General features: G+C 38.7%; 15 protein-coding genes. 13 read left to right on the top strand and 2 right to left on the bottom strand.

All coding sequences use genetic code 11. From position 1 onward, the window contains the following. Window positions 1–32: 32 nt before the first annotated feature. Window positions 33–413, bottom strand: coding sequence for a hypothetical protein (locus tag GXX20_04025; protein HHW30831.1), 381 nt, complete (start codon window positions 411–413; stop codon window positions 33–35). A 363-nt stretch (window positions 414–776) separates the two neighbouring features. Between GXX20_04025 and GXX20_04030 the strand changes: the two genes are divergently transcribed. The 7 genes from GXX20_04030 to GXX20_04060 all read left to right on the top strand — a co-directional run bounded on the left by GXX20_04030 (window position 777) and on the right by GXX20_04060 (window position 6,072). After that, a complete protein-coding gene (locus tag GXX20_04030; protein ID HHW30832.1) occupies window positions 777–1,598 on the top strand; it encodes a tRNA threonylcarbamoyladenosine dehydratase in 822 nt (273 codons plus the stop codon). Between the two features lie 190 nt (window positions 1,599–1,788). After that, a complete protein-coding gene (locus tag GXX20_04035; protein HHW30833.1) occupies window positions 1,789–2,466 on the top strand; it encodes a hypothetical protein in 678 nt (225 codons plus the stop codon). 42 nt (window positions 2,467–2,508) lie between these two features. Beyond that, the gene (locus tag GXX20_04040) at window positions 2,509–3,171 is read left to right on the top strand and encodes a hypothetical protein (GenBank protein ID HHW30834.1); all 663 of its coding nucleotides are present in this window, start codon (window positions 2,509–2,511) and stop codon (window positions 3,169–3,171) included. 218 nt (window positions 3,172–3,389) lie between these two features. Further along, entirely contained in the window at window positions 3,390–3,596 is a 207-nt protein-coding gene (locus tag GXX20_04045; protein ID HHW30835.1) for a 4Fe-4S binding protein, read from the top strand. Window positions 3,597–3,722: 126 nt separating this feature from the next. Beyond that, window positions 3,723–4,784, top strand: a complete 1,062-nt coding sequence (locus GXX20_04050) for a 3-methyl-2-oxobutanoate dehydrogenase subunit VorB (GenBank protein HHW30836.1) — start codon at window positions 3,723–3,725, stop codon at window positions 4,782–4,784. 4 nt (window positions 4,785–4,788) lie between these two features. Then, window positions 4,789–5,535 carry a 2-oxoglutarate oxidoreductase gene (locus GXX20_04055; GenBank protein ID HHW30837.1) on the top strand — a complete coding sequence of 249 codons (747 nt, stop codon included), beginning with the start codon at window positions 4,789–4,791 and terminating at the stop codon, window positions 5,533–5,535. 3 nt (window positions 5,536–5,538) lie between these two features. Next, window positions 5,539–6,072, top strand: a complete 534-nt coding sequence (locus tag GXX20_04060; protein ID HHW30838.1) for a 2-oxoacid:ferredoxin oxidoreductase subunit gamma — start codon at window positions 5,539–5,541, stop codon at window positions 6,070–6,072. A gap of 256 nt (window positions 6,073–6,328) precedes the next feature. Here the strand turns inward: GXX20_04060 and GXX20_04065 are convergent, their stop codons facing one another. Further along, complete coding sequence (locus GXX20_04065; GenBank protein ID HHW30839.1) at window positions 6,329–6,649, bottom strand: hypothetical protein; 321 nt, start codon at window positions 6,647–6,649, stop codon at window positions 6,329–6,331. Window positions 6,650–7,106: 457 nt separating this feature from the next. Here GXX20_04065 and GXX20_04070 point away from each other — a divergent pair, with 457 nt between their 5' ends. The 6 genes from GXX20_04070 (at window position 7,107) to GXX20_04095 (ending at window position 11,882) form a co-directional block, all read left to right on the top strand. Next, on the top strand, window positions 7,107–7,433 hold the full coding sequence (locus tag GXX20_04070; protein ID HHW30840.1) for a hypothetical protein: 327 nt from the start codon (window positions 7,107–7,109) through the stop codon (window positions 7,431–7,433). Next, on the top strand, window positions 7,420–9,381 hold the full coding sequence (locus tag GXX20_04075; protein ID HHW30841.1) for a V-type ATP synthase subunit I: 1,962 nt from the start codon (window positions 7,420–7,422) through the stop codon (window positions 9,379–9,381). Before GXX20_04070 ends, GXX20_04075 begins: the two co-directional genes overlap by 14 nt. Before the next feature lie 2 nt (window positions 9,382–9,383). Next, entirely contained in the window at window positions 9,384–9,875 is a 492-nt protein-coding gene (locus tag GXX20_04080; protein ID HHW30842.1) for a V-type ATP synthase subunit K, read from the top strand. A gap of 68 nt (window positions 9,876–9,943) precedes the next feature. Further along, window positions 9,944–10,552: a hypothetical protein gene (locus GXX20_04085; GenBank protein ID HHW30843.1), complete on the top strand. Its 609-nt coding sequence runs from the start codon at window positions 9,944–9,946 to the stop codon at window positions 10,550–10,552. A gap of 15 nt (window positions 10,553–10,567) precedes the next feature. Next, entirely contained in the window at window positions 10,568–11,572 is a 1,005-nt protein-coding gene (locus tag GXX20_04090) for a V-type ATP synthase subunit C (GenBank protein ID HHW30844.1), read from the top strand. Further along, complete coding sequence (locus tag GXX20_04095) at window positions 11,565–11,882, top strand: V-type ATP synthase subunit F (GenBank protein ID HHW30845.1); 318 nt, start codon at window positions 11,565–11,567, stop codon at window positions 11,880–11,882. The genes GXX20_04090 and GXX20_04095 overlap by 8 nt, the downstream gene beginning before the upstream one ends. Window positions 11,883–11,989: the final 107 nt, after the last annotated feature.

Raw genomic sequence — 11,989 nt, forward strand, 5'->3', positions numbered from 1 at the left:
TAGTTTATATTATAGCAATTCATCTTCTATAATTATAATCTTCCGGAAATTACCTCAGTCCTGCCTGCAATGTTCCAAACAGGAGAGGTTACTGGAATTCGTCTGTAAGAAGTTACCCTGATTTTTGTATCAGGTCTTGTCATTCCGCTTGCCATTATAGCCACTGTAAGTACTGCAATCAGTTCACTGTCTGAGTCAGCTGCCTTGGTTTGAGTGCTGACTGACTCACTGTATGAAGCTGTATCAGAACCTTCTGGCTGATTATCTGCTGAAGCGGGATTATCAGGCCTATTCTTTTTTGTATTAGAAACTTTGCCAAATAAAGAAATTATCAAAGAAAGGACCAGTAATGAACTAAAAACAACTACCATTCCCGTAATTATTACATTAATAGATAAGGATAAATTTTCCATGTCTGCACCTCCTTTAATGTATAAATGGTCACTGTGTTAAACTTATCACAATCTTATTTCATAGTCAATCTTATTTTAGTGATAAGTAATTTCAATAATATTTAATAGTATTTAATAAATATTATACATCCAATAATATAATATGTCCAAGTTAATATGATATAAGTTATAATATACTGGTAGAAACTATATGTGCTATAGAGAGCTCGCTTTGCTCGGGGATTAAACTATTAGCAAGTGCTATTTAAAGTTCTGTCTATATTAAATTATATAGTGCTTTATAGTACTTTATTATGCTATAGGCCGGCTAATTAAGATACCGGTTAATTTAAGTCAAGAGGTGAAAACAAAAGGAAGTTGAATATGGAACATGAATTTATCCGGGCAGAAATGCTTCTTGGAACCGATGGGTTAAATAAATTACGCTCCAGCAAAGTGGCGGTATTCGGTGTTGGGGGTGTGGGATCATTTGTAGTGGAAGCCCTTGCCCGCTGTGGAGTTGGCCATCTGGTACTAATAGATAAAGATAATATTGCCATATCAAATATAAACAGGCAGCTTCATGCCACCTCAAAAACCATAGGGAAATCAAAAGTGGAGGTTATGAGGGACAGAATTTTGGAAATCAATCCAAAAGCCCAGGTAACTGCCATACAGAAATTCTATTTGCCGGAAACAGCTTCCGAGTTATTAAGCAATGATTATGATTATATTGTGGATGCGGTGGATACGTTAACGGCAAAGATAGATCTTGTAGTAAGGGCGAAAGAAATGGGTATCCCCATAATATCAAGCATGGGGGCAGGCAACAAGATGAACCCTGCCATGTTCGAGGTAGCGGATATTTATGAAACTTCAATAGACCCTATTGCAAAGGTTATGCGAAGGGAGTTGAGGAAGAGGGGTATAGACTCTCTTAAGGTGGTTTATTCCAGGGAAGTACCAATGAAACCGAAAATACCTGGCGGATCTATTGCCTGTGAACAAATTGAAAATGAAAGAGATGATAGAGATGATAGAGATGATATGGATCAATTAGACCAGCAATTAAGCATTCAGCAAAGCGGACAAACAAAAAAAACAAGAAAAGAATTGCAGCCTCCCGGAAGCCTTTCCTTTGTTCCTTCGGTAGCGGGGCTTATTATTGCTGGAGAGGTAGTAAAGGACTTAATCGGAATGACATAATCAAAGATTGCAATGACATAATCAAAGATTTTACTGGAACAAATTAACCAGGGCAACTTAACCAGGGTAACTTAACCAGCACAACTTAACCAGAACGATTTAACCAAGATGACTTGACCGCTTAAAAACTGAGACAAGTGAAAGAAAGAAACAATTGCATGAAAAAGACCATTAAGAAGGGAAAGAGAAAATGCTGGACAGACGAATTAATATATTTACAGGGCACTTTGGCTCAGGAAAAACCGAAATCTCAGTAAATTACGCAATTAAACTTCAGGAAAGTGGAAATAAGACAGCTATAGTGGATTTAGATATAGTAAATCCATATTTTAGAACAGCCGATGTAAAAGAGCAGTTGGAGAAAATGGGCATATGGGTAATAACTCCCTTATATGCCAATACCAATGTGGATGTGCCGGCTCTTCCGCCGGAAATCAACACTCTATTTGAAAAAAAGGAGTACAAGGTTGTATTGGATGTGGGAGGAGATGATGATGGAGCCAGGGTGCTCTCCAGGTACAGGGAACAAATATTAAATGACGACTATGAAATGTTCTTTGTAATAAGCGCCAGAAGGCCAATGACAGATACCAGGGAAAAGATACTGGAAATGATTGCAGATATTGAGGCAAGCTCGAGGATAAAGGTTACCAGGCTCATAAATAATACCAATTTACTTGGAGACACAGGAATAAAAGATATTATTGAAGGACATAAATTGGTAGAGGAGGTTTCCTCCATATTAAATATTCCAATAGCTTTTACAAGCGGATTTGCAGAAACAATGAAAGAATATGAAAAAATCAGGGAAAAACAGAATATACCTTTATTTAAAATGGATAAGCTGATAAGACTGCCCTGGGAGTGACTACCCTGGGGATGGTGTGAAGCGTTAAGAAGGGGGATTAAAATGTACAGATATGAGTTTATACCAGATATTAAGCAAACAAAGTATTTAAATCAAGTGTGGGACATTCTGTGTGAATGCGATAAAGATTTTGTACCGCCCTTATCATACAGGAATGATACAAAGCAAAAGGACTTTTCGAATATTTATCAAAAGAACAAACAGTTAACGGCCGACCACAACGATGAAATAGTCAGCAATGACGGAAAAGTCAGCGAAAAAACAAGTGAAAAAACAGAAGGCGACAAACCAACAGGAAATAAGCCTATAGAGAATGAGCCTACTGAGAATAAGCCTACAGAATATTTTAACAATATGATCCAGCAGCATTTTATTCTGGCTATAGATGAAAATGATTATGTGGCAGGATTCCTTTCCTTTAAAATTGATTATGCCGCATTGGAGGAAATAACAAAAAACATATACATGTCAACGGCCTGCATAAGGAAAAAAGACAGAGGTAAAAGGATTTCCGGAGAATTTTATGAATATGTGGAGTATAAACTTCCGGAAGAATACAGGCGTGACAAAATTCTGACCAGAACCTGGTCAACAAACGAAAAACAGATACACATTTTCACAAAACGAGGTTACAAGCCTGTAAAAGTACTGCCAAATGACAGAGGCCCCGGAATTGATACCATCTATTTTCTCAAGCAGGTATAGCATATAATTTAGGTGTAGCATGTAATTTGGGTATAGCATGTAATTGGTGCAGCATGTAATTAAGGTATAGCAAGTAATTCAGGGAAAAATGTATTGCAAAATAACATTCCCTTTATGCAACTCCTCGGGAAAATAAGGTTGCATTCATTTTTTAAGAGTTTTATAATATGTAGAAACGTTTCGTTAGATTCACTATTTTAGATATGTGAGGTTAGATTATGGCAAAAGTAACTTTTTTTGAAGATATTTGCAAGGGATGTAAATTGTGCACCACCGTATGCCCTAAAAAAATTGTTGTTATGAAAACAGACAAGCTAAATGCAAAAGGATTTCACCCTGCAGGAATTACAGATATGGAAAAATGCATAGGCTGTGCCTTTTGCGCGGCTATATGCCCTGACTGCGTAATTCAGGTGGAAAAGTGAAGCACAGGGACGGTTCTTCTGCTTCCGAAGCATAGCGGTTCTTCCGAAGCATGGGGACGGTTCTTCTGCTCCCAAGAGAAATTCAGATACAAAAGCAGGGATTAGAATTAAGGAGGATACGTTTAAATGGGAGAAAAACTATTAATGAAGGGAAATGAAGTTATTGCTGAAGCAGCAATACGGGCAGGCTGCAGGCATTATTTCGGTTATCCTATTACACCGCAGACCGAAATTGCTCATTATATGGCAAAAAAGATGCCTTTGATAGGTGGCACTTTTGTGCAGGCGGAAAGTGAAATAGCTGCAATAAATATGGTATATGGAGCTGCCAGCGCAGGCGCAAGAGTAATGACAACATCATCAAGCCCTGGAATTAGCCTCAAACAAGAAGGGATTTCCTACGCTTCATGTGCCGAGCTTCCTGCGGTTATTGTAAATGTAGTAAGGTGCGGACCGGGACTTGGTGGAATACTTCCTGCACAATGCGACTATTTTCAGGCAGTAAAAGGCGGAGGTCACGGGGATTATAAAATGGTAACCCTGGCTCCCTGCAGTGTTCAGGAACTCTATGAACTTACTGTTGAGGCCTTTAATATTTCCGATAAATACAGAATTCTTACAATGATAATGGCTGACGGAATGCTTGGCCAGATGATGGAAGTTGTCGAGTTCAAAGAAAAAGAAGATATATATGCAGCAGATAAAAGCTGGGCTGTTACAGGTACCGGAATGAAGAGGGAACACAACATCATAACTTCAATATATATTGAACCGGAAGTACTTGAAAAACACAATCTAAAGCTTCAGGCAAAGTACGCGGCCATTGCGGAGGCTGAGACCAGAGTAGAAGTATATAACTGTGAAGATGCCGATGTAATAGTTGCAGCATTTGGAACTGTGGCAAGAATTATAAAGAACGTAATTAAAACTGCAGCCCAGGAAGGAATTAAGGTAGGCCTTATAAGGCCCATAACACTTTGGCCATTCCCGTCGGCAGCTTTTGAGAAATATGCAGAAGTGCCCAAGGCATTTCTTTCAGTAGAAATGAATGCAGGTCAGATGGTTGAAGATGTAAGGTTGGCGGTAAACGGAAAGAGGCCGGTTCATTTCCATGGCAGAATGGGCGGAATGATACCTACTCAAAAGGAAATACTGGACAAAATCAAGGAAATTGTAAAGGGGAAATAAAATTATGGCAGTAATATTTAAGAAACCACATGCGCTAACAGATGCTACCTTTCATTATTGTCCTGGCTGCACTCATGGAATAATCCACAGACTGGTAGCCGAGGTAATAGATGAACTGGGTATTGAAGGAGAAACTATAGGAGTATCGCCGGTAGGCTGTACTTACAATAACTATTTGTACTTTAACTGCGATATGGTTCAGGCAGCTCACGGAAGGGCTCCGGCAGTTGCAACAGGTATCAAAAGGGTACATCCAGATAAAGTTGTATTCACATATCAGGGAGATGGTGACCTGGCAGCCATTGGCACCGCGGAAATTGTTCATGCAGCCACAAGGGGAGAAAAAATCACTACCATATTTGTAAACAATGCAATTTATGGTATGACTTCAGGACAGATGGCTCCTACTACGCTAATCAACCAGGTTACTACTACAACCCCCTACGGAAGAAAGACCGAAGTCCACGGTTATCCTTTAAAAGTATGCGAGCTTTTGTCTACCATAGACGGAGCTGCATTTGTAGAAAGAGTAGCGGTAAATGATATTAAAAACATCAATAAAGCAAAAAAGGCAATAAAAAAGGCTTTCCAGGTTCAGATGGCCAAGAAAGGTTTTTCAATTGTAGAAGTACTTTCAAGTTGTCCCACAAACTGGGGGCTAAGCCCTGAAGAAGCCCTGAAATGGATTGAGGAAAACATGATGCCTGTTTATCCTCTTGGAAATTTTAAAGGAAAGGATCTGGAGGTGTAAGCTATGGTACATGAGGAAATTATTATCGCAGGTTTTGGAGGGCAGGGAATTCTGTCAGCCGGAAGGCTCCTGGCATTTGCAGGGATGCTTGAAAACAAGCATGTATCATGGCTCCCATCCTATGGTCCTGAAATGAGAGGAGGCACGGCAAACTGTAACGTGGTTATTTCAGATGAACCTATTGGTTCACCCATACTGAACAGTTGTACATCCCTTATAGTTATGAATGGGCCTTCCCTGAACAAATTTGAGAAATATGTTGAAAAAGGTGGAATCATAATAACTGATAGTTCCCTTGTTGACAGAGTTCCTGAAATTGAGGGAGTAGATGTATATCCCATACCGGCTACACAAATGGCCAATGATATGGGAAATGCCACATTTGCAAGTATAATTCTTTTAGGAAAACTTCTAAAAGTAACCAAAATTGCATCAATGGAGAATTTTGAACTGGCTTTAAGAAAAGTTCTTCCGGAAAAATATCATAATCTGATACCGGATGAAATGAAGGCTTTAAAAGCAGGTGCAGAATATTAGAGCAGTGTGGCGGCGGTACTTAAGGAATGTGGGAATAGATACAAAAATAAGTTGCAGAAGGGTGTTTAACTGTCAGGACACGATGTGGCAAGTGAAACATTCGCTTGCCATATCATTTTGCAGAACAAAAGGTTAATTTTTAGTTTTTCTAAGGTTTTTTAAATTAAGGTTTTTTTAAATTGAGAAAAATAACTTTTCCTGTGCCTTGGAAGCAGAAGAACCGTCCCCTTGCTTCCGAAGAACCGTCCCCTTGCTTCTATATATATACTTCCCTGTATCCTTTTCCTGAGATATAGGAAACTTCCTCAAAGGTATAGCCTCGAAACTTATGTTCATGGTCAAGGCTGGATTCTAAAATGCCTTCCATTTTGTGAATGTGGCCGTTTTCGGTTTTTATCGGAATACCGGTTATGCCGGAAAAATAATGAGTATGGTCATTATATGAAGAAACTCCGTAAAAAAAGTGAAAATGCAAGTTATTAACTCCAAGCATATGGCTTGCATAGCCCACTAATTTGTGCGGGTGTCCATTGGAATATTCTGATTCAAATTTGTATTTGTGCTTATGAATAAACATTATTACCACCAATATTATAATATGTTATTTTTTAAATATTATAAAGGAAAATAATGTATAAGTTCAAGAATATGAACAATGATCCGGATTGCGGACATAATCTGGGCATTCACCCTTCTTTTCTATTGACATTACTGATGCAATACGGGTATTATTGTTACTAGGTAATAAATAATAAAATAAATAACGATTAATTAAGTATATAATTAAAAACAATTAAATAAAGCCGTTAAATTAAAGATAATAAAAGATAACAAGCTAAAATAATCAAATTATTTAAATAGAGGCAATTTATAATAAACTTGTTCAGTGAGGGATTGCAAGACCCCCACTGAATCCCCGAACGAAGCGAGGTTGCTTTTTATTAACGGTTTAATAAAAACTATTATTATTATTAAACTGATGTATACCTAGGCATAATAGTTATATACATAAGTAAAGGCGAGGCGGTGAAAAGATGTCAGTTGAGATACTAAAATCAATCAGGCAGACAGAATTGGAAGCCGAACAAATAGTAAAGCAGTCTGTTGCCGATGCCAGACAGATATTGGCCGACGCAGAAAGCATGGCTGCCTCTATTCTTGAGAAAGCAGAGGAAGAAGCCCTCGAACAAAGCAGATCAATTATTTCCATGGCAGAGAAAGAAGCACAGGCCGAGGTTGAAAAAATAATGATGCAGGCGGAGAAAGAGTGCAAAAATATAAAGAAACAGGCAGAGAAGAATTTAGATGCGGCAGTAGAATTAATTATTGGGAGGATTATAAAGATCCATGGCAATAGTTAAAATGAATAAATTGTCCCTAGTAGGTCTTGACAGCCAAAAAGAGCATATTATTGAAGACCTGATGAATATAGGGGTAGTGGAAGTAAGATGTATTGAAGCTCCTGAGGAAACTGAGACATGGAAGGAATTGGTTACATACGACGGTGATGAGGATGAAGTAGCAAGGCTCGAAGAACAAATGACAAGAATAAAATGGGCTATTGATTACCTCTCACCCTATAACCAGGAAAAAAAAGGACTTTTTCAGCCAAAAAGAACTGTTGATAAAAACAGCCTCAATAACATAATTAAAAATCAGCAGGATTTATGGCATGTTATAGAAGAAATTGAAGCTACCGATGATGTTATTTCTTATCTAAAAAATGAAGAAAACAGGCAGGAAACCCTTATTGCCTCCCTTCAGCCCTGGAGGGAACTGGATGTTCCTGTGGATAGCGAGGCTACTAAGCATACAGGCATTTTACTGGGTACCACGCCTGCCGTGTCGGTTATTTCAGACCTTCAGAATGAACTGAAAGAAGCCTATCCGGCAAGTTATCTGAAACTTATCAGCTCGGACAAGGACCAGAATTATCTCATGGTTCTTTACCATATTTCAGGTGAAGAAGAAGTTCTTTCCGTATTGAAAAAATATGGCTTTTCGAAGGCTACTTTCAGGGATATTACAGGAACTGCCGAAGAGAATATAAACAAAGCCAGGAAAAATATTGAAAAGATAAACAAACAAAGAGAAGAAGAAGTTAGTAAAATCGCGGCTCTTGCTTCACGAAAAAATGAGCTGGAAGTTTTATACGACTATTTTACAGTGCTAAGGGATAAGAAAAAGGTACTGGAGAATATAGTGAAAACCAATATGACATTTATGCTTGAAGGATGGTTCCCTGAAGCAGAGAAAAATAGACTGATTGAAATATTGCAAAAATGGGATTGTGTTATAAACATCAGGGAACCTGAAAAGGGTGAAGAGCATCCTATTCTTCTGAAAAATAATTCCTTTGTACAACCCTTTGAGCTTATAACCGAGCTATACAGCCTTCCAAGCACCAAGGATGTGGATCCCAACTTCCTTATGTCGCCATTCTTCTTTGTATTTTTCGGCATGATGGTAAGTGATGCGGGATATGGCCTTGTAATAGCTTTACTGACAGGGCTTATACTATGGAAATTTAAACCGCAGGGAATGGCATATAAACTCATTAAGCTTGGTTTTTTCGGAGGAATTTCCACATTAATCTGGGGAGCTTTGTTTGGTGGATGGTTTTCTGACATTATAAGCATTGTAACTGGAGGAAGATTCGTTATCAAGCCTTTATGGTTCAACCCTCTTGATGATCCCATGCGCCTCCTTGTATGGTCCTTCATATTCGGCGGATTACATATCCTAGTCGGCCTTGGGATAAAGGGATATATGATGATAAGAGATGGCCTGATAAAGGATGCGATTTTTGATATAGGATTCTGGTATATATTCCTAATTGGTATTGGATTGCTCTTTGCAGGAGGAACTATTGCCACAGTTGGCAAATACATGGCAATAGTTGGCGCAATCCTGCTGGTTCTTACCCAGGGAAGAAGCAAGAAGGGAATAATAAGCAAATTTTTTGCCGGAGTCTTAAGCTTGTACAACTCAGTAGGCTACATGAGTGATGTACTCTCTTATTCGAGACTTCTGGCACTGGGGCTTGCCACAGGAGTTGTGGGCTCTGTTATAAATGCCATGGGAACCCTTTTAGGGTTTAATATATTTGGAATATTAATGCTTATAATAGTTTTCACAGTAGGGCATTTATTTAATATTGCGATAAATGCTCTGGGAGCTTACGTACATGCCAGCCGTCTCCAATACGTGGAGTTTTTCGGCAAGTTTTACGAGGGCGGAGGGAAACCCTACGACCCCTTTAAAATTAAAACAAAATACACAAATATCATTGACAGGAGGCAAAATTAGTTATGAAATGGTATGAATTTTTTCTTGATGGTACTTTTCTAGCATTAGCAGGGGCAGCTATAGCTGTAATTGTTGCAGGTATTGGATCTGCAAGAGCAGTAGGAATGGTTGGTGAGGCCGCTGCAGGGTTGATAAGCGAAGAACCTGAGAGATTTGGACAAACCCTCTTGCTGCAGGCACTTCCAGGAACCCAGGGTATATACGGATTGCTCACTGCATTCGTTATTCTTACCAAGATAGGTGTAGTAGGCGGAGCAGATGTTAATGTTGGAACTGTACAAGGACTGTTACTATTTGGAGCCGCGATCCCGATTGCTATAGTTGGTTATTTTTCAGCTATTGCTCAGGGCAGGGCTGCTGCCGCAGGTATAAATATTGTAGCTAAAAGACCTTCAGAACTGGCAAAAGCAATTACATACGCTGCAATGGTAGAAACCTACGCAGTTTTAGCATTGCTTGCTTCCATACTGATGGTATTCGGTATTCAGCTGTAATTCAGCTAATATCGGCCTTACATCTAATATTTGATTTAGCTAATAATAAGAACGAGGGAGTGTCCCGGATGGAAGGAATAGACAAAATTAAAGAAAAAATACTGGAAGAGGCAAATCAGCAGGCTTGCTCAATTATTGACAAAGCCGAAAAGGAAGCAGATGAAATTATAAAAAATGCCGAGGAAAAGGCTGCCGGCAAAAAAAGCCAGGAAGCAGAAAAGGCCAGGATGGAAGCAGAAAACAAAAAGAGCAGAATAATAGCTGCTGCCCATATGGAAACCAGAAAACGTAAACTCAAGGCCAAACAGGAAATGATAGATGAGGCATTTAACAAGGCAGTGAACAAGTTGAGCACAATGCCTGAAGACCAGTATATAGATATACTTGCAAATATGGCTGTCCAGGCAATAACAACCGGGACGGAAGAAATAATTCTCCCGGATAAGGACAGAAATAAGTTTGGCAAGAAATTAATCGATGCTGTTAATAAAAAGCTCAAAGGAAAGGGTGTCGCAGGCAAGGTATCACTTTCTGAAGAGAGCAAGAATATAACTTCCGGCTTTATAATAAAATCAGGAAATATAGAAATAAACAATTCTTTTGAGTCGTTAATAAGAATGGAAAGAGATAATCTGGAACCCGAAGTGGTAAAAATACTTTTCCCAGGGGTTTCCTGAAGGGAGGGAACAGATCTGGCAGCTGATACACATTACGCCTATGCAGTAGGAAGAATAAGGGCAGTTGAAAAAAGGCTCCTTGATAAAGGGAAATTAGACAGGATGATAGATTCAAAATCTCCTGAAGAAGCCATGAAGGTGCTTACCGATGCAGGCTACGGGTATTCATCAGGAGATGTATCTACTCCCTTCGATTATGAAAAATTATTAAAAGAAGAAGAAAAGAAAACATATAAGTTTCTGGAGGAAATAGCACCTGAGCCGGAAATATTCGGCCTTTTTCTCCTGAAAAATGATTATCATAATATAAAGGTTCTGTTAAAAGGGGAATTCTCAGGGAATTCTGATGAATCTCTACTGCTTCAGACAGGCACAATTTCAATCCCTGTGCTGAAAACGTCCATAAACAACAGGAAGTTTGACGCGCTTCCTGAAATTATGGCAAAGGGCATTAAAGAAGCCATTGACACATACGGCAGAACAACTGACCCCCAGGTAATTGACATTATACTGGATTCAACCTGTTTTAATCATATGAAGGAAAAAGCCCGGTTTTCAGAGAAAGATTATCTGATAAAAATGGTTGAGATTTTAATTGATCTTGCTAACATTAAAATTTTTATCAGGTTAAAAGCTCTTGATAAATCCATAGATTTCCTGCAGAAAGTCCTTCTGAAAGGTGGTAGCATACCTGAAGAAAAGTTCTTTACCGGTATGGGGGAATCAATGGATAAAATTATAGAGAATTTCAAGAACACCCCATATGAAAAGATATGCCAGGAAGGTATAACTTCCTATATGGCTACCGGAAGTTTAAGCATTTTTGAAAAGCTTTCAGATGATTATGTAATGAGTTATGTTAAGAAATACAAAAATCTCACTTTTGGAGTTGAACCTTTAGTAGGATACTTGATAGGAAAAGATACCGAAATTAAAAATGCCAGAATAATTATGGTTGGGAAAATAAACAACATTAATAATGATGTTATAAGAGAAAGGCTGAGGGAGATTTATGCATAAAATCGGAGTGCTAGGAGATAAAGACAGCATATTGGGTTTTAAGGCTCTTGGCCTGTCGGTATTTCCGGTAACAGATAAAAACGAAGCGGCTGAAACCCTGCACAGGCTGGCTAAAGAAGAATACGCAGTAATATATGTAACCGAGCAGGTTGCAGAAAAAATCCAGGAGCACATTGACAGGTACAAAGACAGCAGGCTGCCTGCAATAGTGCCTATACCGGGCAATCAGGGTGTGCTTGGAATGGGGATAAGGAACTTACAGAAAACAGTTGAGAGAGCAGTTGGAGCAAATATACTAGACGCTTTTTAATAGATGTTAAAAGCAGATTATAGATGGTAAAAGCAGATTATATTTGAAGTTATCAAACAGATAATACTCGACGCTTTTTAAACAGATGATGGAAGGAAGGGATTTTG

This window comes from Clostridiaceae bacterium, from assembly GCA_012840395.1.
Classification (GTDB): domain Bacteria; phylum Bacillota; class Clostridia; order Acetivibrionales; family DULL01; genus DULL01.